The sequence below is a fragment of the Streptomyces sp. NPDC002328 genome, assembly GCF_042890065.1.
GTDB lineage: Bacteria > Actinomycetota > Actinomycetes > Streptomycetales > Streptomycetaceae > Streptomyces.
Genome location: NZ_JBIARQ010000003.1, coordinates 498,806 through 518,107, shown reverse-complemented (window position 1 = coordinate 518,107; position 19,302 = coordinate 498,806). Strand labels below are relative to the sequence as shown.

Sequence of the window (19,302 nt, the reverse complement as noted above, 5' to 3'; positions counted from 1 at the left end):
ACGACGCAGACTGATCTGGTGGCATCCGAGACCGAGGACGGAACCGTGGCTCTGCGGGAACTGATCACGCGTGCCCGAGTCGTGCTCTGGGACTTCGACGGGCCGATCTGCCGGCTGTTCGCACGCCACTCCGCCGAACTGGTGGCCGACGGCCTGGTGGAATGGCTGGAGGGGCGCGGTCTGCACGGCCTGCTGACGGAGCCCGAGCGGGAGTCCCTGGACCCCCACGCCGTGCTGCGCGCCGTGGACCGCCGGCACCCCGGCAGCGATCTGGTCGCGGAACTGGAGGAACGCCTCACCCAGGAGGAACTGAAGGCCGCCGCGTCGGCGATGCCCACGGCCTGGGCCGACCCCCTGATACGCACCTGGACGGCCGTCGGCACGCGCCTGGCCATCACCACGAACAACTCCCCCCGGGTGGTGGGCACCTACCTGGAGAGCCGCGGCCTGACCGGCTGCTTCGCCCCCCACGTCTACGGCCGCACCCAGGACCTCCACCTTCTCAAGCCCCACCCGCACTGCCTCCACAGAGCCCTGCGCGCGACCGGCTCGGCCCCCGACACCGCCCTCATGATCGGCGACACCCCCTCCGACTTCCTGGCCGCCCAGGAAGCAGGAGTCCCCTTCCTGGGCTACGCACGCAACGAACGCAAGGAAAAACTCCTGAAGGACGCCGGCGCGACGACGGTGGTGGGGTCGTTGGGGGAGGTGCTGGAGGCGGTCAGGCTTGCGTCATGAGGCAGACCAGCACCACGGCGACCCCTACGGCCAGCCCGTTGTGCCGGGCCCGTATGCCCACGCCCAGCAGGAACAGCAGCACCAGGCCTGCCGTGCCGAGTCTGGCCTGCGTCACCGCGCCCGCGAGGAGAGCCAGTGACTCCTGGATCACCGACAACAGGAGCATGTCCATCCACCTCCCTGCCATTCTGCGTTGATCCTGCAACTCTCGGTCCAATTGGACTGGTTGAGGTGAAGTGGATTTCCCCTGCCTGATTGATCCTTAATCCGGCCGATCGGACGGGGAGATGACGGGAAGCGGTTTGACAGTGGACTGAGAGCGGTACGGTCGCTGCATGGACGGGCAGCAGAGCGGTGACGGCGGCGGCAGGGAGTTCCACCGGGTCGCCGACGAACTGCGCAGCCGGATGGCGGACGGCACGTATCCGCTGCGTTCCTTCCTCCCGTCCCAGCGCGATCTGTCGGAGGAGTTCGAGGTCTCCCGGGACACCATCCAGCGCGTGCTGCGGGAACTGGTCCACGAGGGCTGGATCGAGTCCCGCCGGGGGAGCGGCTCCCGTGTGGTCAAGACGCAGCGGATCCACTCCTCGACGGCCAAGGCCACCCGTCAGCGGCAGGGGATGACGCTGGGCCCGCTGCTCAGCGAGGCGTTCGAACAACCCGAAGTCACCCTGGACGTCTACACACTGACGTCCGAATCCCTCGACGCCCACATCCGGCTCCAGGCCGAGCGGATCCACGGCGGCTCGATCGCCCCCGAGCGCATCACCCTGCGGATGATCCTGCCCGACGCGAGCCTGCGCCTGCCGTACCCGCGGATGAAGGACGACGCGGACGACCCCCGTCTGAGGGACCGTCTGCACAGCATCACGAGCCGGCACACCGAGTCGCTGCGCGAGGTGCTGAAGGCCCTGAAGACGGAGCGACGCGTGCCGTCCGTCGAGGTGCAGATCAGACACGCGCCGCTCACCCCGACCTTCAAGCTCTACCTCCTCAACGGCGCCGAAGCGCTGCACGGGCCGTACGAGGTGATCCAGCGGCAGATCGTGCTCGACTCCGAGGAGGAGGTGGCCGCCCTGGACGTGCTGGGACTGGGCGCCACGCTCACCCATCATGTGAAGGACGACGACCCGAACTCCTCAGGAACGGTCTTCATCGACAGCTGGCAGTCGTGGTTCGACTCGGTCTGGCATCTTCTCGCCACGTAGCGCGGGAGCTGCGCTACAGTTCCGCAATCGCGTGAGCAACCGCTCCCGTCGGTACGTATGAGACGGCGAACAGGCCCTTTTTCCCGACGCCGGACGCGGATGAGCGGCGATCCACCCAATGGCCCAGCTCACGGCGGTCCGGGCGTGCGGAGCAGCGCACGGCATCTAGCGTTTGCCGTATCCATTCGACGAGTGTGAGCATCCGGAGCGGCCCAGTGGGCGACGACCCTGTTTCCCATCGCCCTCTCGGGGGACGCGTGGCCGCCGGCGATCGGCCTGCCGCCGTGTTCCGCGCCTTCGTCAAGGCCGCGGAATCGACGCAGGTGACCAGCGGTCACCACAATCGCAATCACGTCCTGCCCCTCACGGAGGACGTCGCCCGGCTCGTCGGCCGGGAGGCCGGAACGCCGGTCACCGTACGGATCCCGCGCTCGGACGCCCTGCCCGTCGTGATCAGGACCTGGGACGACGAGGCGGCGATCCTGGACGCCATCCGGGGGGCCCTGCCGCACGCGCCGCGGTGCCTGGCCAAGGGCCGGGGCTTCGCCATTCACAGCTATGTGGACGGCGTACCGCTGTCGGCCGTCTGCGGAAACGGTAAACCTGTCGACACGCTGCTCGTGGAGGCGCTGGCCACGCTGCTGGCCCAGATGACCCAGGTGCGTGCCGCGTCGCTGCCGTCCCTGCCGCCGGCCTGGCCCGCCAACCACACCGACAGCCGGGCTTTCCTCAAGACCCTGGCCCGTCTCGCCGACGAGCAGGTCCGCAAGCCCAACTGGGCGGTCTTCGGCGGGCTGTTCACAGCGCTCGGTATCCCCGCCGACGCCCTGCTCGGCCTGGCGGAGCGGGTTCCGACCATGATGCGGCGGCCGTACAGCCTGCTCCACGCGGACCTGCACCGGGACAACCTGATCATGTCCTACGACGGCGATCCTCCCGTCATCTGCGTCGACTGGGAGCTGGCCACCTACGGGGACCCGCTGCACGACCTCGCCACCCATCTGGTGCGCATGAAGTACCCGATGCACCAGGAAGGCGAGGTGGTCGCGGCCTGGGCGGAGGCCATGCTGCAGTTCCGCCCCATGGCGGTGAACGGTCTGGCCAAGGATCTGGACCACTACCTGGCCTTCGAACGCGCCCAGTCCGTCTACCCGGACGTCATGCGCGCCGCGCAGTCGCTGGAGCGGTCGTTCACCCAGAAGAGCCTGGACGAGGCGACGGTGGAGGTGCACCGGGCCGTCATGGCGGCGGCCGATCCACTGCAACTGAGCGACGTGCCCACGCCCTTGGAGATCGAGGGCGCTCTCTTCCGGTGGCTCGCCTCGCGCAGCAACGGCGACATCAGCGGTCGGCACTGGATCGCCAAGGCCTTCGACTGGAAGCCCGATCCCCGCCTCGTCGAACGCCCCGACTTCCCGGCGTCCGCCGTCCGTGACGCCCTGCTCGCGGAGGGGGCCGCCCCCGCCGGCCGCGTGGTGAAGGGGACCGCTCACCTCAACTCGGTGGTGCGGGTGCCGGGCATCGAGGCCCCGGTGGTCGTCCGCCGCAAGCTGCGCAACGTCTGCCGCAGGGAGCCGAGTTTCCTCAGCGAGCACGCGGTGCTCCGCGCCATCGAGGACTCGGGCGTCGAGGTGGCCGCGCCGAGGATCCTCGCCCTGGGCACCGACTTCACGCACGATCCCTTCGCCATCCACACCTATGTGGGGCCCTGGGACGTCGATCTGCGCCCCAGCCATCCGGTCAACGGCCTGCGCCCGCACGAGGCGGACGGGCTCGTCGACCAACTGTGCGCCCTGACACGCGTGAACCACGAATCCGTCGACCCGACCGCCGGACAGGGCGGCTTCTACGAGTGGCTCAGGGAGCAACTCGTCGCCCTGGTACGGGATCTGCCCCGGGAGTCCATCCAACTGGCCCGCACCCTGGGGCTGCCCGACCACCACCGGCTGCGGGAGATCCTCTCCGGGCACACGCTCAGCCACCGGGTGCCCGCCCTGCTGCACGGTGACCTCAACCCGTGGAACCTCGTGCGCCGGGACGACCACCTGGCGCTCACCATCATCGACTGGGAGATGGCCCTCGTCGGCGACCCCCTCTACGACCTGGTCCGGCACATGCACCTCACGCCGACCCGGCAGGAGATCAGGGACCGCATGTTCCGGCGGTGGGAGCAGGGACTGCCCTCCGAGTACACCAGGAACTGGCGAAGCGACTGGCGGGTCTACCGCTGCATCGAGATCGTCCGCTCCGCCTACATCGACCTCGACCGCCTGGTGACCGGAGCGGGCCTGGACGCCCCCAACGTCCGTCGCGCCGTGGACTCCTACGCGTCCACCCTGGTCGCGGCCACCGCCGCCCTGGGCCTCCCCGTCCCGTCCACGGCGAATCCCTACCTCGCCCGCGTCTGGGCCAAGAGGGACCTCGACCTCTCGCTGCACCAGTCGCCCCGCCGACAGGTGGCCTCCCGCCGAGCGTGAGACCAAGGGCGCGTACGCTCCCCGCACGAGCGGGACCGGGCCGGGCTCCCCGGAGCGACCGGGCGTCCGCCGCGCGCACGATGGCCTCCGCCTGGAGGTGGTCCACGAACGGGAGTCACCCCTGTAGAGGTGGCCCGCTCCGGAATGCGGTGGCCGCAGACGGGTGATCGAGCGAGGCTGGATACCGATGACGACGCTGCTCTTCCTCGACGTCGACGGCCCCCTGATCCCCTTCGGCGGCCCCGGCCCGTACCCCGTCCACAGCCCGCGTCCCTCCTGGGCGTCCCGTGCCGCGCCCTGCGACGTCCATCCGCTCCTCCCCCGCCTCGACCCGGCCTTCGGCCCTCGACTGCTCGCCCTGGGCTGTGAGTTGGTGTGGGCGACGACCTGGATGGAGGACGCGAACGACGTCGTGGCGCTGTGGCTGGGACTGCCCGAGCTGCCCCTTCTGAACTGGCCGGAGGGACCGGAGGAACCGGAGACCTCGGCGGGCAGCGGGCTGCACTGGAAGACGCGGTGTCTGGTCGCCCGGGCGGCCGGCCGCCCGTTCGTCTGGCTCGACGACGAGATCACCGAGGCCGACCGCGCCTGGATCGCCGCTCACCACCCGGCCCCCGCCCTCCCGCACCGCGTGGACCCCGTCCGCGGCCTGACGGACGCCGACTTCGAGGCGGTGGGGGAGTGGCTCGGCGGCCGGGAGGCGGCGGGGCCCTCCTCAGCCGCGTTCCGGCGCGACGGACGCAACGGGCTCGACGGACTCGACGGGGTCGGCCCGCTCGGCGGATGAGAAGTCATACACCGCCCAGTCGGCCAGCGGGCGGTAACCGAGGCGCTGGTAGAGGGCGTTGCTCGTGGGGTTGGACAGGTCCGCGAACAGCACCACGTCCTTCGCGCCCTCCGCCAGCGCCGCCCGGCTCACCTCCGCCGTCACGGCGGCGGCATAGCCACGACCGCGCAGGTGGGACGGGGTGTAGACGACGTCCACCTGGATCTGGCCGTCGATCAGCGGGTTCATGCCCGCGACGGAGACGGGAGTGCCGTCCGGGGTCTCCCAGAGGGTGTATCGCTTGTCGGAGTAGCGGGTGCCGGCCCAGGAGTCGGCGTCGATGGAGACGTCCTCGCCGACGGCCGCGGCGAACTCGCCGCACCAGGACATGGCCTCGTCGAGATCCTCCTCGCCCAGGACACGACTGTGTCCCGCCGGCGGCGGCTCGGGCGGGGTGAGCGTGCCGAGGCGGTACAGACGCAGCCGTATGTCGCGGATCTTCGGCGTCGCGCCCGTGTGCCGCTGCCAGGCCTCGGCGAAAGCGGCGGCGGTGTCGTGGTCCGCGCTGACCGAGGGAAGGGAGTGCCCGAGGGCGACCAGGCGGGCGGCGAGGGCGTCGGCCTGCTCGGGCGTGAGCGCGGTGGGGCACAGGGCGCGGGGCGCGAGCCGGTAGAAGGCGGCCTGCACCTCGCCCGCCCGCTCCAGCACGCCGAAGACGCACGCCTCGACGCCGAAAGCGTCCGCCCCACGCGCTCGCAGTCTCGCGGCCCAGGTCAACGGCATGACGTGCAGGCCGGGCCGCGAGCGCAGGAAGTCTCCGGCGCGAGCGAGGAAGTCGTCGACGTCTTCGGTGAGGTACCAGTCGTCCGGAAGCATGCTTGATGATGTCCCACCCCGCACCAGGACCCCACGCTTTTCCGCCAGCGGGACGTCCGACCGGGGCGGCGCTCCCACGAGCGGCGTCCTGGGCTGCTGTCCACGCGGACTACGTGTTTTGGGGATGCACGCGAGTGCGCCAGAGCCGTCTGAGGGCTTCGAGTTCGGTTCGGGGGAAGGCGAGCTGGTCGATGCCGAGCCGGCTCGACCAGATCTCGGTTCCCCCTGTTGTCGTGATCGCTGCCGTCGCGTAGTTCCAGCACGCGGATCCAGACGTCGTCGCCTTCGCGGTGGAAGATCCACCGGTAGGCGGTCGGCTCGGCCTCGAACTGGACACGGGTGTCCGTCTCCCCTGCGACGAGCAGGGCCACCGCGGTCAGCAACTCCTCGGGCGCACCGGTGATGTAGGACGCGGTGAGCTCGGCCTTCGCGCGGTGATCCTCAAGGGTGCAGTCGGCCCATCCGTGTGCGCCCAGCGCCCAAGTGCTGCGCATGCCGGTCGTCACTGGTGCTCCTCGGCGAGGAAGTGCCGGACGTCGGCGGCCAGGGCAGTCATCTGCTCGCCGGCCTCCAGCCAGGTGGTCACCGAGGCGCCCCAGCCGCCGGCGGCCTCGGGCCACGGCCGCAAGGCCCAGGTCAGCCCGACGCGGCCGCCGGACCGGAAGACGGCCGACACCGTCAGATCTCCGTCGTGGGTCTGCCAGCTCCGTTCGCCGTCCCATCCCCGGTAGTCAGCGGCCAGTTCTTCCAGGAACGCGGCGAGATCGCTGTCCCGGATCCAGGCGACGACCTCGTCGACGCGAGCGGTCAGGCTGGGGGCCCGCAGCTCGACGGCGTAGTGCACGGAGTCGGCGTCGAAGCTGAATCGATCGCAGAAGGTCACGCCGACGAGGGCGTTGTCCTGACAGCGGATGGTCACGCCGGCCTTGTCGTCGGCGTCGGAGCCCAGGGAGGTCATGGCGGAACGCTAGGCCGGGGGCCCGTTCGACGTCATCGGGATTCTCCCGTGCGGCCTGGAGCGGCCGGGCCGGACCTCGCGAAGCCTGCGAGTGACAAAAACAAGTTCGTCGGCCGTCGGGGAGCTGCGAAGATGCGTCTGTTTCCCAGGCGGAGGCCCCCATCGCATTCGCGGAGTTCGTCGACGCCGGGGCTGTGGGCCAAAGCCCCAAGTTCAAGATCGATTCCAGCGCTGGAGCGCTCCGGTTCAGCCCCCAGGGACAGCTACCGATCGACGTCGACGGGGACTGCGCGCATCTGCAGCCGGGCCTTCAGGAACTCCATCTCCGACAACGTCCCCACCAGACCGTCATGGCTCAGTTCCCCGACCAGTTCACGAGCCCGTGAGAACGAGGCTGCTGCGACCTCCCGAAAGACCTTCAAGGCTGGGACGAGACTGGGAACCGAACCGACCAACCGCAGCCTGACGGACCCATGCGCTGCAAGGAGAGCCTCCCGAACTTCCTCAGGTGCTGGTCCCGGACCAGCGTGTTCGCACAGGTGGGTGCCACAGGACCCGCAAGAGAACTCCGAATCCCACCACAACTCATCGTGAAGGATGAACTGGTTCACCTGCCGCACCGCCATGCTGCCGCACTCGCAAGGCGATGTGATCTTCGCGGTCTGACCAGTCACCCGGGCTCCCCGACGTTCCACTCCCGCGGCAGGTCCTCGCCGCAGAAGACGCATACGAAGTCCTTCTCCCGCACGATGTTGAGCTCCCGGCAGGAGTGGCATCGGCGAAAGACGACCTCGTGCGTGAATCCGGGCGGTCGATGGATCCCGATCCGATCCAGAGCCTTGGCCACGGCCGGCCATGAGCTGATGTCCGGGCAGTAACCGGTCGACTGGTTGCTGACCTCCTCGACCACCCACCACCCGGACTCCTCGCGGAAGCTCACCTCACCGGCGCTCAGAACCTCTCCGCCGCCGGCACACACCACGTGCTCACTGCGGCGCGGAGCCAGTCGCAGCACCCCACCGCCATCGACGACGAACGTGAACGGCTCGCTCAACTCGTCCAGGGTCAGCGCCGAGACCCACTCGTCGAAGTCCGCCGCCGAGCGGATGCTCCGCCCCTCACCACCCGCCCGGACGAACTCCTTCAGCCCAGCCGGACCCACATACCGATACCTCTGCCCCCGTGTCTCCACGCACGCCAACCTAGTGGCTCACACAGCCGGGGTCCGAAGTGACAGTTATCGCTGCGAGTCACACGTAGCGGTGGCTGTGGTGCGACACACTATTGCAAGCAGGTGCTTGCAATAGTTAGCGGGGGTGAGGCACTGTGGAGGCATGGCATCGCTCAACGTCGGCAATCTCGGTGAGTACCTGCGCGAGCAGCGGCGAAACGCTCAGCTCTCGTTGCGGCAGCTCGCCGATGCCGCCGGGGTGTCCAACCCGTACCTGAGCCAGATCGAGCGCGGGCTGCGCAAGCCCAGCGCGGAGGTGTTGCAGCAGGTCGCCAAGGCCCTGCGGATCTCCGCCGAGACGCTGTACGTGCGCGCGGGCATCCTCGACGCCGAGCGGGACCGTGACGAGGTCGAGACGCGGGCGGTCATTCTCGCCGACCCCGCGCTCAACGGGCAGCAGAAGCAGGTGCTGCTCCAGATCTACGAGTCGTTCCGCAAGGAGAACGGGTTCACGGCCGGCGACGGCGCGGTGGACGCCCGGGGCCAGGAGGGCGACGCCTCCTCCAGAGGTCCCGGATCCGCCCGTACGGCCGACGGCAGCGACGCCGATCCGCAGCAGACGGCCGGTTGACCGGACCAGGGGACCGGCCGCCGACTGCGGATCCGCACCAACCGATATCGACGAACGTCAAGAACGCGACTACGGGAGAACATCACCATGGCCATCACCGACGACCTGCGCAAGACCCTCAGCGACCCGACTCCGCTCTACTTCGCCGCCGGCACCGCCGACCTGGCCCTCCAGCAGGCGAAGAAGGTGCCGGGCCTGGTGGACCAGCTGCGCACGGAGGCCCCGGCCCGGTTCGAGGCCGTCCGCAACACCGACCCCAAGGCCGTCCAGGAGAAGGCCGCCGCCCGTGCCAAGGAGGCCGGCGCCAAGGCCAAGGAGGCGCAGGAGTCCTTCCAGTCCAAGGTCGGCGAGTTCCTCGGCAGCCTCGACGGTGACATCAAGAAGCTCGGCAGCACGATCGACGCCGACCTGAAGAAGCTCGGCGAGTCCGCCCAGGACTTCGCGCTGCGCGGTGTCGGCGTCGCCGCCGAGTACGCCGTGAAGGCCCGCGAGACCTACGAGAAGGTCGCCGAGCACGGCGAGCAGGCCGTGCGCACCTGGCGCGGCGACGCCGCCGAGGAGATCGAGGAACTGGCCATCGTCGTCGAGGGCAGGGACGAGCCGAAGGCGGAGGCCGCCGAGACCAAGGCGGCCGAGGCCAGGACGGCCGCGGTGAAGCCCGCTCCGGCGCCCGTCGTGACCCCGGCCGAGGTCAAGGCCGACCCCGCCGCGCCGAAGAAGCCCGCCCCGGCCGCCGCCAAGAAGGCCCCGGCGCCCCGCAAGAACACCGCCACGGCGAAGAAGCCGACGCCGCCGGCCAAGTGAGACCGACGGCGCCGGACGGACGCGCACGAAGACGGCGACGCCGCGGACATGCCGACGGGCCGGGCACTCGGGGAGTGCCCGGCCCGTTGTCCGGGTAACGGTAGTGCGGTTGCGGGTACGGTGACCGCGTAGCGCCGTGCAGGACCGCAGTGACGAGCAGATGATGCAATGACGCGCAACGACGTGCCGGAGTCGTGCCGAGTCGGGTGGTGGACGTAGTGCTGATGCAAGGTTTCGCAGGGTTCATGTCTCTGCTGAGCCTGGCCCTGATCGTGTTCAGCGGCTTCGCTCTCTTCGACGCGGCCATCCGCCGCGAGGACGGCTACCGGGCTGCCGACAAGCAGACGAAGCCGTTCTGGATGATCATCCTCGGGATCGCCTTCGTGGTGAACCTGATCTTTCCGATCCTGTCGTTCCTGCCGATCATCGGCCTGATCGCGACGATCGTGTACATGGTCGACGTCCGGCCCGCCCTGCGCGCCCTCCCCGGCGGCGGCCGCCCCCGCCGAGGCGGCTCCAGCAGCGACGGCCCCTACGGCCCGTACAACGGCGGCCGCTGAGGGAAGGGGTCGAAGGGGGGGCGCAGCCCCTCCTTCAGGGGCGCGGGGAACTGCGCGCCCAGCCCCATACGGCCCGCACCCGGCATCCGGGCGCACCTGCCCACGGCGCACCCCTCTACGGCGCACCCCAGCGGAGCGCTACCGCACGCGGTCGAGCAGAACCACCGCCACATCGTCCGTGAGCTCCCCGCCGTTCAGCTCGCGCACCTCGTTGACGGCGGCCCGCAGCAGGTCCTCCCCCTGGAGGCCGGAGGCCAGCTGGCGGCGGATCATCTCCACCATGCCGTCCTGGCCGAGCCGCTCCCGGCCCCGGCCGATGTGGCCCTCGATCAGCCCGTCGGTGTAGAGCATCAGGCTCCACTCCGCGCCCAGCTCCACCTGCATCCGGGGCCAGCGGGCGCCGGGCAGCAGGCCGAGGGCGGGGCCGTTGTTGTCGTAGGGCAGCAGCTGCGCCGGCCGGTCCGGGCGGGCGATCAGCGGCGCCGGGTGGCCGGCCAGGCACAGGCCCGCGCGGCGGCCGTCGGGCGCGATGTCCACCGTGCACAGCGTCGCGAAGATCTCGTCGTCGTCGCGCTCGTGCTCCAGCACCTGTTGCAGCGTGTTCAGCAGCTCGTCGCCGCACAGCCCGGCCAGCGTCAGCGCACGCCAGGCGATGCGCAGCTCCACGCCGAGCGCCGCCTCGTCCGGGCCGTGCCCGCAGACGTCGCCGATCATGGCGTGGACGGTGCCGTCCGGAGTGCGGACGGTGTCGTAGAAGTCGCCGCCGAGCAGCGCCCGCGAGCGGCCGGGACGGTAGCGGGCGGCGAAGCGCAGCGGGGAGCCCTCAAGGAGGGGCGTCGGGAGCAGGCCGCGCTCCAGACGGGCGTTCTCCTGGGCGCGCAGCTTGCCCTCGGCGAGCCGCCGCTCGGCGGTGTCCGAGCGCTTGCGCTCCACGGCGTAGCGGATGGCACGGCTGAGCAGCCGGCCGTCCAGCTCGTCGCGGAACAGGTAGTCCTGGGCGCCGACGCGCACGGCCTCCGCGCCGCGCTCGGCGTCACCCGAGGTGGTGAGCGCGAGCACGGCGTGCCGGGGCGCGAGCTCCAGGACGTGCCTGAGCACGGCCAGCTCGTCGTCGTCGGCGGCGCGTCCGGGCGCGGGCAGCGCGAGGTCCAGCAGGATGCAGTGGACGTCGTCGGTGAGCAGCCGTCCGGCCTCGGTGAGGTTGCGGGCGGTGCGCACACGGATCGGCTTGCCGGCCGAGTCGAGCAGGCCGGGCACGATCGGGGCGGCCGTGGGGTCGTCCTCGATCAGCAGCAGTGTGAGGTTGGTGTGGGTGGCGGCGCTCACGCCATGGGGGACGCGTTCGCCGGGTGCGGCGTTGTCCCCGACCGTCGGGTTCTTCGCTTCGTCGCGACGGTCGTTCCGGTCGTCCGTGCGCGGGGCTTCTTCCTTGGAGTGGCCGCCGACTGCGGGCGCGGCCTGCGCCTGACCACACTCCACGGCCGGGATCGCTCTCTGCCGCGGTACGGGTACGGGCATTGTCCTGGGTTCCTTCCCTCCCCCCGAGGGCATGGCGGGTACGAGGGACCTCGACCCACCGACGGGGACCATAGCGGCAGAAGGCGCCGCAGCGGAATGGTCCACGGCACGCCGCTTGATCTCAGACCACCGTCATATGCCTTTATTTGTGGCGCAGTTGGGCGGGGCGGGCGGGGGGTGGGGATGACGAACGTCACGTCAGCGCCGGGTTTGGGCGGCCGGTGGACGTGCGGTGGGTCACGTGGGCGCTGTCACGCACACCGGGATCGCCGCCGGAACCGCCGTGGGGACTGCGGCCGGGATTGCCGCAGGGTCTGCCGCCGGCTGTCGCCGGAACCGCTGCCGGCTGTCGCCGGAACCGCCGCCGGCTGCCGCCGGGAGTGCCGTGGGGACTGCCGCAGGGTCCGCCACCGGCTGCCGCCGGAACCTCCGTGGGGCCTGCCGCTGGAACCGCCGCCGGGATCGCCGTGGGTCCTGCCGCAAGGTCCGCCACCGGCTGTCGCCGGAACCCGCGCCACCGGCCGCCACCGGAACCTCCGCCGGTTCCGTCACCGCCGCTGCCGCCTCAACCCCCGCCGGTCTCACGCGTCCGGGCGGACCACCCCGAGTATCGGCATTGAGCCCGCGCCCGCGATGGTGATCGTCCGGCCCGGTCGCGGGGCGTGGATCATCTTGCCGTCGCCCAGGTAGAGCGCGATGTGGCTGGCGTCGTCGTAGTAGACGATCAGGTCGCCGGGGCGCATGTCGCCCACGTCGACGCGCGTCAGCTGCCGCCACTGCTCCTGCGAGGTGCGCGGGACGGAGACGCCGGCGGCGGCCCAGGCCTGGGAGGTCAGGCCGGAGCAGTCGAAGGAGTCCGGGCCCTCGGCGCCCCACACGTACGGCTTGTCGAGCTGTGCGGTGGCGTACTGGACGGCCTTCTTGCCCGGGGCGCTGGCCTGGCCGTCGACGTCGGCCAGGACGCCGCTGTCCAGCCAGGCGGTCTGCGCCTGCTGGGCGGCCCGCGCCTGGAGTTGGGCGAGGCGCTCCTTCTCCTCTTTCTCCAGCTCCGATTCCAGCTTCTCGGCCGCCGCGATCTGCTTCTCGATCTTCTCCTGGGCCGTCGCCTTGGCCTTGCGGTTCGTCTCCAGCTTGTGCCACTGGGCGGAGGCGTCCTTGGCGTACTGCTCCAAGTCCTGCTGGGTGCGGGTCATTTCGGTGAGCAGGCTCTTGGTCGCCCGCTGCCCCTGGATGACCCGGCCCGCCCCGTCGAGGAACGCGCCCGGGGTGTCGCTGAGCACGAGCTTCGCCTCGTCGGGCAGGCCGCCGCCCCGGTACTGGGCGCGAGCCGCGGCGCCGGCGCGGTCCTTCATGTCGTCCAGCGCCTCACGGCCCTTGACGATCTTCTTGGCCAGCTCGACGATCTCCGCGGACTGCTGCTTCGCCTGCTCCTCGGCCGCGTTGTAGGCCTCGGTGGCGACCGCGGCGTCGTGGTACAGCGCGTCGAGCTGGGTGCGCACCGCTTCCAGTTCCTTGTCGGACGCGGGCGGCAGGGTCAGCGTGGGGTTCGTGGTGGGGAGCGGCGTCGGCGTGGGGTTCGGGGCCGCGAACGCCGTGCCCGGCACGGTCAGCACGGTGACCGCGCAGACCACGGCCACGGCCGCCGCGATCAGGCTGCGCTTGCCCCTACCCATGACGCCCCCCAAGACATGATTAACCGTCAGTAACTTACGGCCACCGGGGGGATCGTGCCACGCCACGCCGGAAAACGACAGGGGCAGTCCCGCCCCCGTCCCCACCTGCCATGAGGATCTCCCCGCCCTGTGTGACGAACGCCTCGCGGAGATCGTTCCCGAGACGAGGGTGAAATAGGGACCTCACCGCCGAGGAGCCAAAGCCCCCCAGCCCAGCGTCACTTCCCCCTGCCGCCACCGACCGGGCCCGTCCCGCACCGGCCAGTCCGCCGTGAGGTCCCGCACCGCCCGTATCCACCGCTGCCGCGCGCCGTACGCCGCGTAGGGCGCCGCCGCGGCCCAGGCCCGGTCGAAGTCGCGGAGGAACGCGTGCACGGGCTCACCGGGCACGTTGCGGTGGATGAGCGCCTTCGGGAGCCGTTCCGCAAGGTCGGAAGGGCGTTCCAGCGAGCCGAGCCGGGCGGCGAAGGTGACCGTCCGCGGCCCCTCGGGCCCGAGCGCGACCCACACGTGCCGTCGGCCGACCTCGTCGCAGGTCCCCTCGACGAGCAGTCCCCCGCGCGAGCCCTCCGTCGCCGGCGCGAGCCGCGAGCACAGCCGTTCCCAGACGCCGCCGACCTCGCCCTCGTCGTACTGGCGCAGCACGTTGGCCGCGCGGATGAGGTGCGGCCGTCCCGGGAGCGGGACCTCGAAGCCGCCGTGCCGGAAGACGAGGCCCTCGCGTTCGTAGGGCTTCGCGGCCGTGACGCGGGCCGGTTCGATCTCGACGCCCACCACGCGCGCGTGGGGTGCGACGGACCGCAGCCGGCCCAGCAGTTCGACGGCCGTCCAGGGGGCGGCGCCGTAGCCGAGGTCGACGGCCACGGGGCGGTCGGCGCGGCGCAGCTCGGAGCCGTGCGCGGACACGATCCAGCGGTCCATGCGGCGCAGCCGGTTGGGGTTGGTGGTCCCGCGGGTGACCGTGCCCACGGGGCGGGACGGTGCGCGGGAAGCCATGCCTACGAGTATGCGGTGCCCGCCGGGGGAACCCGATCCGGGGCCGGGCTGCCCACCGGGCCGCCCACCGGCCCGCCTGCCCGCGCCACCCCATCCCCCGGCCCCGGACGCCGTTCCACCCTCGAACGGTTGAGCGATCTCCGGTAATGCCTAGGCAAAAACCGCCCCGGGATCCCCCGACCAGGAATGGGAATACGCCCCTCCGGCGTTCCCTCCCCTTGGAGGGAGCCCCGCCCCCTCCGTCCGGCATGCCCGCAGCAAGGAGGACCGCCACGTGAGCCAGTACGGCACCAGGCTCGGGCGTCGCTCTGCAACGGCACCCCCGCGCCGCAGGCTGCACCGCCGCCCCCGCCGTGTCGCCATGCTCTCCGTGCACACGTCACCGCTGCACCAGCCCGGCACCGGGGACGCCGGCGGCATGAACGTCTACATAGTGGAGCTCGCGCAGCGCCTCGCCGCGCTCAACATCGAGGTGGAGATCTTCACCCGCGCCACCACCGGCGGCCTGCCCCCGACCGTCGAGCTGGCCCCCGGCGTCCTCGTCCGCCACATCGACGCCGGCCCCTACGAAGGCCTCGCCAAGGAGGACCTCCCCGCCCAGCTGTGCGCCTTCACGCACGGTGTGATGCAGGCCTGGGCCGGGCACCGCCCCGGCTACTACGACCTCGTCCACTCGCACTACTGGCTCTCCGGCCACGTCGGCTGGCTCGCCGCCCAGCGCTGGGGCGCCCCCCTCGTGCACGCCATGCACACCATGGCCAAGGTCAAGAACGCCAACCTCGCCGACGGCGACACGCCCGAGCCCGCCGCCCGCGTCATCGGCGAGACCCAGATCGTCGTCGCCGCCGACCGCCTCATCGCCAACACGGCGGAGGAGGCCAACGAACTCGTCCGCCACTACTCCGCCGACCCCGGCAAGGTCGCCGTCGTGCACCCCGGCGTCAACCTCGACCGCTTCAGCCCCGCCGACGGCCGCGCCGCCGCCCGCGCCCGCCTCGACCTGCCGCAGGACGCCCTGATCCCGCTCTTCGCCGGCCGCATCCAGCCGCTCAAGGCGCCCGACGTCCTGCTGCGCGCCGTGGCCGTCCTCCTCGACGAGCGGCCCGACCTGCGCTCCCGGCTCGTCGTGCCCGTCGTCGGCGGCCCCAGCGGCAGCGGGCTCGCCAAGCCGGAGGGGCTCCAGAAGCTGGCCGCGCGCCTCGGCGTCTCGGACGTCGTACGGTTCCGCCCGCCCGTCGGGCAGGAGCAGCTCGCGGACTGGTTCCGGGCCGCCTCCGTCCTCGTCGTGCCCTCCTACAGCGAGTCGTTCGGCCTCGTCGCCATAGAGGCGCAGGCCGCGGGCACGCCGGTGCTCGCCGCGGCCGTCGGCGGACTCCCGGTCGCCGTGCGCGACACCGAGACGGGCTTCCTCGTCCAGGGCCACGACCCGGCCGCCTACGCGCGCGTGCTCGCCGACTTCGCCGACCGCCCGGAGCTGCCCGCCCGCATGGGCGCGGCCGCCGCCCGGCACGCCCAGTCCTTCGGCTGGGACACCGCGGCCGCCGCCACCGCCGACGTCTACGCCGCCGCGACGCAGGCCCACCGCCGTCGCGTACGCTCCGAGCATGGCCAGCATGGGTGATGCCGGGAAGACCGCCGCACAGGTCATCGAGGACGTCCTGAAGGACGCCGAACTGGAATGGGAGAGTCCTGATCCGGGCAGCTTCGTCGTCCAGCTCCCCGGCGTCCGCAAGCTGAAGACGACCGTCTCGCTCATCGTGGGCCGCCACTCCCTGTCCCTGAACGCCTTCGTCATCCGCCACCCCGACGAGAACGAGCCGGGCGTCCACCGCTGGCTCCTGGAGCGCAACCTCAAGCTGTACGGCGTGAGTTACGCCGTCGACCAGCTCGGCGACGTCTACGTCACCGCCCGCCTCCCCCTCGCCGCCGTCACCCCCGACGAGACGGACCGCCTCCTCGGCCAGGTCCTGGAGGCCGCCGACGGCGCCTTCAACACCCTCCTGGAACTGGGCTTCGCCACCGCGATCCGCCGCGAGTACGCATGGCGGGTGTCACGGGGCGAGTCGACCCGCAACCTGGACGCGTTCGCTCACCTGACACGACGCGAGTCGGACTGACCTGGCCTGACCTCACCTGACCCCCGGACGGAGGACCTCCGCGCGTACCGTCCCGGGGTGACGCCGACCCACCTCCTGAAGTGGCGGGTGAGATGGGACTGGTCGAAGAAACCGGTGGCCGCGGCCACGTCCCCGGGCGGCAGGCCGCCCAGCAGCAGACCGCGGGCCCGTTCGAGGCGGCGGGACATCAGGTACTGGTGCGGCGCGATGCCGTACGCCGCGCTGAACGCCCGTACGAGATGCGCCGGATGAGCCCCCAGCAGCCCGGACGCCTCGTCCAGGGTGACGCCTTCGAGGACGCGTTCGTCGAGGAGTTCGCGCAGCCGGCGGGCGAGGTCCGGGTCGCGGCGGGCGGGTTCGTCGGGACGCCGGGGGAGCAGATGGGACCGCAGCCGCTCGCCGATCAGCGTCAGCCGACTGGCGGCCTCCAGTTCGTCGCCGGGGCCGGTGAGCGCGGCGTGCAGCTGCCCGACCCGCCGTCGCAGCACGGGGTCGCGCAGATCGGGCTCGTCGACGGCGGGCCCGATCAGGTCCTCGCCGAGCACGCTCGCGTCGAGGTACAGCACCCGCTTGCGGAAGCCGTCCGGGGTCGCGGCGGAGCCGTTGTGCGGCACGTGCGGCGGCAGCAGCGTCACCGTGTCGTGCGGGGTGCCGTGCTCGTGCCGCTCCAGGTCGTACCGCACGGCCCCGGCGTCCACGATGAGCAGCGTCCACGCGTCGTGCACGTGCATCGGATACGCGTGATCGGTGAAGTGGGCGTGGAAGACCTCGACGACGCCCGGGACACGCGGGCGCCAGGCGGAGACGTCGGCGACCATGCAAAGAACGTACAAGACCGTGCTGTGGGCGGGTCGGCAGTCTCATTGCATGAGCATGAGCATGAGCATGAGCATGAGCACGAGCGCGAGCCCCGATCCCGTCCGCTTCGACACGAAGATCGCCGTCCTGCTGCGCGAGGACCTGGAGACCTGGCAGCGCCTGAACGTCACCGCGTTCCTCGTCAGCGGCCTGGGCGCGGAGGTCCCCGAGGTGACCGGGGAGCCGTACGAGGACGCGGACGGCGTCCGCTACCTGCCGATGTTCCGCCAGCCGGTGCTGGTCTTCGAGGGCACGAAGGAGACGCTGAGGACGGCCCACACGCGCGTGCTGTCCCGCGCCCTCCCGCGTGCGGTGTTCACGTCGGACCTCTTCGCCACCGGCAACGACCGCGACAACCGCGCCGCGGTCCGGGCCGTCCGGACGGACGACCTGGACCTGGTGGGCCTGGCGGTGTACGGCCCGCGGAACGCGGTGGACAAGGTGCTGAAGGGGGCGAGGATGCACCCCTGACGACGGGGACGACGGGGACGACGGGGACGACGGGAAGGGGACCGCAAGGGCCCCCGCCCGCACGGTCTCAGGCGGGACGGACCTCGGCCTTGACGGACCCGACGACATCATCGTCGGCCCCTTCACGTTCCGCTCCGGCGTCCTGAGCCCCCGCTCCCTGCTCCTCCGCCGTTCCCGCCTCCCCCGTGATGCGCCGCATCAGCACGGCGAACCCGACCCCCGCCACCGTCCCGACGACGGCGCACAGCCCCCACAGCCACTCCGCCCCGAACCGGTCGATGACGAGACCGGAGAGCACCGGGGCGATCAGGGAGGCCACCGCCCAGGACATCGTGTACATGCCCTGGTAGCGCCCGCGCCCGTGGGTGGGGGAGAGGCGGACGACGAGACCGGTCTGGGTCGGCGCGTTGACGATCTCGGCGAGGGTCCACACGCAGACGGTGAGCGCGAAGACGCCGACCGACCCGGCGAAGGCGGTGAGCCCGAAGCCGTACCCGGCGAGCACGGACGACACGACGAGCAGCCGCCCGGGGTCGCGGTGCTGGATGAACCGGGTGACGGGGATCTGGAGCGCGACGATGAGGATGCCGTTGACGGCGATGGCCATGCCGTAGTCGGCCGGGGTGAACCCGGCCGCGCCCATCGCCACCGGCAGCCCGACCGCGCCCTGCTGGAAGACGAAGGCGACGAGGAAGGACAGCCCGACGAGGGCCATGAACCGCCCGTCGCGCAGTACGGTGCCGAGCCCGACGGCCTTCTCCTCGACGGTCTCGGCCTCCCGCACGGGCCGCGACTCGGGGAGCTTGAGGAACACGACGACCGCGCAGAGCAGGGTCATCCCGCCTTCGATGAGGAAGCCGGCGAGGTAGCTGAACTCGGCGACGAACCCGGCGCCCATGGAGGAGACGGCGAAACCGAGGTTGATGGCCCAGTAGTTGAGCGAGAACGCCCTGACCCGGTCCTCGGGCCGCACGATGTCGGCCATCATCGCCTGCACGGCGGGCCGGGAGGCGTTGGAGGCCATGCCGACGAGGAAGGCGACGGCCGCGATGGCGACGGGATGCTCCATGAAGCCGAGCAGCGCAACCGACAGACCGGTGGCCACCTGGGCGACGAGCAGCGTGGGCCGCCGCCCGAGCCGGTCGGCCATCACACCGCCGGCGAGGGAGGAGACGACGCCGCCCAGCCCGTGGAGGGAGGCGACGGCGCCGGCGTAGAAGGCGGAGTAGCCGCGGTCGAGGGTCAGGTACAGGGCCATGAAGGTGGCGACGAAGGCCCCGAGCCGGTTGACGAGGGTGCTGGTCCACAGCCACCAGAACTCGCGGGGCAACCCGGAGACGGTCTCGCGGGCGGCACGTCTCAGGGCGGCGACGGACATGGGAATCCCCCGGAAGGTAAGTGGCGCGGACGGTGCCGACAACTTACGAGGGCCGGGGGCTCGTTGACCACTCGATTAACAGATCCCGTCAACCGTCCCCTC

At 71.4% G+C, this 19,302-nt stretch carries 19 protein-coding genes; 10 read left to right on the top strand and 9 right to left on the bottom strand.

Annotation, left to right across the window (positions count from 1 at the left end):
* Positions 1-18: 18 nt before the first annotated feature.
* A complete protein-coding gene (locus ACFYX4_RS12080; RefSeq protein ID WP_389329988.1) occupies positions 19-738 on the top strand; it encodes an HAD family hydrolase in 720 nt (239 codons plus the stop codon).
* Here the strand turns inward: ACFYX4_RS12080 and ACFYX4_RS12075 are convergent.
* Entirely contained in the window at positions 722-910 is a 189-nt protein-coding gene (locus ACFYX4_RS12075) for a hypothetical protein (RefSeq protein ID WP_389329985.1), read from the bottom strand. The genes ACFYX4_RS12080 and ACFYX4_RS12075 overlap by 17 nt on opposite strands.
* A gap of 163 nt (positions 911-1,073) precedes the next feature.
* Between ACFYX4_RS12075 and ACFYX4_RS12070 the strand changes: the two genes are divergently transcribed.
* From ACFYX4_RS12070 to ACFYX4_RS12060, 3 genes are all read left to right on the top strand, one after another.
* The gene (locus tag ACFYX4_RS12070) at positions 1,074-1,946 is read left to right on the top strand and encodes a winged helix-turn-helix domain-containing protein (protein ID WP_389329982.1); all 873 of its coding nucleotides are present in this window, start codon (positions 1,074-1,076) and stop codon (positions 1,944-1,946) included.
* Positions 1,947-2,203: 257 nt separating this feature from the next.
* The gene (locus ACFYX4_RS12065; protein ID WP_389329979.1) at positions 2,204-4,423 is read left to right on the top strand and encodes a phosphotransferase; all 2,220 of its coding nucleotides are present in this window, start codon (positions 2,204-2,206) and stop codon (positions 4,421-4,423) included.
* A gap of 187 nt (positions 4,424-4,610) precedes the next feature.
* Positions 4,611-5,210: a hypothetical protein gene (locus ACFYX4_RS12060; protein ID WP_389329976.1), complete on the top strand. Its 600-nt coding sequence runs from the start codon at positions 4,611-4,613 to the stop codon at positions 5,208-5,210.
* Here ACFYX4_RS12060 and ACFYX4_RS12055 read toward each other — a convergent pair.
* The 3 genes from ACFYX4_RS12055 to ACFYX4_RS12045 all read right to left on the bottom strand — a co-directional run bounded on the left by ACFYX4_RS12055 (position 5,139) and on the right by ACFYX4_RS12045 (position 8,215).
* Positions 5,139-6,065, bottom strand: a complete 927-nt coding sequence (locus ACFYX4_RS12055; RefSeq protein ID WP_389329973.1) for a GNAT family N-acetyltransferase — start codon at positions 6,063-6,065, stop codon at positions 5,139-5,141. The two genes, ACFYX4_RS12060 and ACFYX4_RS12055, sit on opposite strands and share 72 nt — an antisense overlap.
* A 502-nt stretch (positions 6,066-6,567) precedes the next feature.
* Entirely contained in the window at positions 6,568-7,023 is a 456-nt protein-coding gene (locus tag ACFYX4_RS12050; RefSeq protein ID WP_389329970.1) for a DUF6228 family protein, read from the bottom strand.
* A gap of 670 nt (positions 7,024-7,693) precedes the next feature.
* The gene (locus ACFYX4_RS12045; RefSeq protein WP_389329967.1) at positions 7,694-8,215 is read right to left on the bottom strand and encodes a hypothetical protein; all 522 of its coding nucleotides are present in this window, start codon (positions 8,213-8,215) and stop codon (positions 7,694-7,696) included.
* A gap of 142 nt (positions 8,216-8,357) precedes the next feature.
* On the opposite strand from ACFYX4_RS12045, the gene ACFYX4_RS12040 reads away from it, so the two are divergent.
* From ACFYX4_RS12040 to ACFYX4_RS12030, 3 genes are all read left to right on the top strand, one after another.
* Positions 8,358-8,825 (top strand): helix-turn-helix domain-containing protein, encoded by a 468-nt coding sequence (locus tag ACFYX4_RS12040; RefSeq protein ID WP_389329964.1) that lies wholly within the window; start codon positions 8,358-8,360, stop codon positions 8,823-8,825.
* A gap of 87 nt (positions 8,826-8,912) precedes the next feature.
* Positions 8,913-9,629, top strand: a complete 717-nt coding sequence (locus tag ACFYX4_RS12035; protein ID WP_389329961.1) for a hypothetical protein — start codon at positions 8,913-8,915, stop codon at positions 9,627-9,629.
* Positions 9,630-9,853: 224 nt separating this feature from the next.
* Positions 9,854-10,189 carry a DUF2516 family protein gene (locus ACFYX4_RS12030; RefSeq protein WP_389329958.1) on the top strand — a complete coding sequence of 112 codons (336 nt, stop codon included), beginning with the start codon at positions 9,854-9,856 and terminating at the stop codon, positions 10,187-10,189.
* A gap of 138 nt (positions 10,190-10,327) precedes the next feature.
* On the opposite strand, the gene ACFYX4_RS12025 is transcribed toward ACFYX4_RS12030, so the two are convergent.
* The 3 genes from ACFYX4_RS12025 to ACFYX4_RS12015 form a co-directional block, all read right to left on the bottom strand.
* The gene (locus tag ACFYX4_RS12025) at positions 10,328-11,707 is read right to left on the bottom strand and encodes a PP2C family protein-serine/threonine phosphatase (protein ID WP_389329955.1); all 1,380 of its coding nucleotides are present in this window, start codon (positions 11,705-11,707) and stop codon (positions 10,328-10,330) included.
* A gap of 581 nt (positions 11,708-12,288) precedes the next feature.
* A complete protein-coding gene (locus ACFYX4_RS12020; protein WP_389329952.1) occupies positions 12,289-13,380 on the bottom strand; it encodes an NlpC/P60 family protein in 1,092 nt (363 codons plus the stop codon).
* Positions 13,381-13,563: 183 nt separating this feature from the next.
* Positions 13,564-14,376 (bottom strand): class I SAM-dependent methyltransferase, encoded by an 813-nt coding sequence (locus ACFYX4_RS12015; protein ID WP_389329949.1) that lies wholly within the window; start codon positions 14,374-14,376, stop codon positions 13,564-13,566.
* A 274-nt stretch (positions 14,377-14,650) separates the two neighbouring features.
* Here ACFYX4_RS12015 and mshA point away from each other — a divergent pair, with 274 nt between their 5' ends.
* The gene (gene mshA / locus ACFYX4_RS12010; protein ID WP_389329946.1) at positions 14,651-15,997 is read left to right on the top strand and encodes a D-inositol-3-phosphate glycosyltransferase; all 1,347 of its coding nucleotides are present in this window, start codon (positions 14,651-14,653) and stop codon (positions 15,995-15,997) included.
* Positions 15,990-16,493 carry a YbjN domain-containing protein gene (locus ACFYX4_RS12005; protein WP_389330261.1) on the top strand — a complete coding sequence of 168 codons (504 nt, stop codon included), beginning with the start codon at positions 15,990-15,992 and terminating at the stop codon, positions 16,491-16,493. Before mshA ends, ACFYX4_RS12005 begins: the two co-directional genes overlap by 8 nt.
* Here ACFYX4_RS12005 and ACFYX4_RS12000 read toward each other — a convergent pair.
* Positions 16,466-17,311, bottom strand: coding sequence for an AraC family transcriptional regulator (locus ACFYX4_RS12000; RefSeq protein ID WP_389329943.1), 846 nt, complete (start codon positions 17,309-17,311; stop codon positions 16,466-16,468). The two genes, ACFYX4_RS12005 and ACFYX4_RS12000, sit on opposite strands and share 28 nt — an antisense overlap.
* Positions 17,312-17,378: 67 nt before the next feature.
* Between ACFYX4_RS12000 and ACFYX4_RS11995 the strand changes: the two genes are divergently transcribed.
* A complete protein-coding gene (locus tag ACFYX4_RS11995) occupies positions 17,379-17,822 on the top strand; it encodes a DUF2000 family protein (protein ID WP_389329940.1) in 444 nt (147 codons plus the stop codon).
* A 67-nt stretch (positions 17,823-17,889) separates the two neighbouring features.
* On the opposite strand, the gene ACFYX4_RS11990 is transcribed toward ACFYX4_RS11995, so the two are convergent.
* On the bottom strand, positions 17,890-19,200 hold the full coding sequence (locus ACFYX4_RS11990; RefSeq protein WP_389329937.1) for an MDR family MFS transporter: 1,311 nt from the start codon (positions 19,198-19,200) through the stop codon (positions 17,890-17,892).
* Positions 19,201-19,302 lie beyond the last annotated feature (102 nt).

Coding starts and splice junctions, on each gene's coding strand:
- ACFYX4_RS12075 (WP_389329985.1), bottom strand. CDS start 910: ATGGACATGCTCCTGTTGTCGGTGATCCAGGAGTCACTGGCTCTCCTC.
- ACFYX4_RS12070 (WP_389329982.1), top strand. CDS start 1,074: ATGGACGGGCAGCAGAGCGGTGACGGCGGCGGCAGGGAGTTCCACCGG.
- ACFYX4_RS12060 (WP_389329976.1), top strand. CDS start 4,611: ATGACGACGCTGCTCTTCCTCGACGTCGACGGCCCCCTGATCCCCTTC.
- ACFYX4_RS12055 (WP_389329973.1), bottom strand. CDS start 6,065: ATGCTTCCGGACGACTGGTACCTCACCGAAGACGTCGACGACTTCCTC.
- ACFYX4_RS12050 (WP_389329970.1), bottom strand. CDS start 7,023: ATGACCTCCCTGGGCTCCGACGCCGACGACAAGGCCGGCGTGACCATC.
- ACFYX4_RS12040 (WP_389329964.1), top strand. CDS start 8,358: ATGGCATCGCTCAACGTCGGCAATCTCGGTGAGTACCTGCGCGAGCAG.
- ACFYX4_RS12035 (WP_389329961.1), top strand. CDS start 8,913: ATGGCCATCACCGACGACCTGCGCAAGACCCTCAGCGACCCGACTCCG.
- ACFYX4_RS12030 (WP_389329958.1), top strand. CDS start 9,854: ATGCAAGGTTTCGCAGGGTTCATGTCTCTGCTGAGCCTGGCCCTGATC.
- ACFYX4_RS12025 (WP_389329955.1), bottom strand. CDS start 11,707: ATGCCCGTACCCGTACCGCGGCAGAGAGCGATCCCGGCCGTGGAGTGT.
- ACFYX4_RS12020 (WP_389329952.1), bottom strand. CDS start 13,380: ATGGGTAGGGGCAAGCGCAGCCTGATCGCGGCGGCCGTGGCCGTGGTC.
- ACFYX4_RS12015 (WP_389329949.1), bottom strand. CDS start 14,376: ATGGCTTCCCGCGCACCGTCCCGCCCCGTGGGCACGGTCACCCGCGGG.
- ACFYX4_RS12005 (WP_389330261.1), top strand. CDS start 15,990: ATGGGTGATGCCGGGAAGACCGCCGCACAGGTCATCGAGGACGTCCTG.
- ACFYX4_RS12000 (WP_389329943.1), bottom strand. CDS start 17,311: ATGGTCGCCGACGTCTCCGCCTGGCGCCCGCGTGTCCCGGGCGTCGTC.
- ACFYX4_RS11995 (WP_389329940.1), top strand. CDS start 17,379: ATGAGCATGAGCACGAGCGCGAGCCCCGATCCCGTCCGCTTCGACACG.
- ACFYX4_RS11990 (WP_389329937.1), bottom strand. CDS start 19,200: ATGTCCGTCGCCGCCCTGAGACGTGCCGCCCGCGAGACCGTCTCCGGG.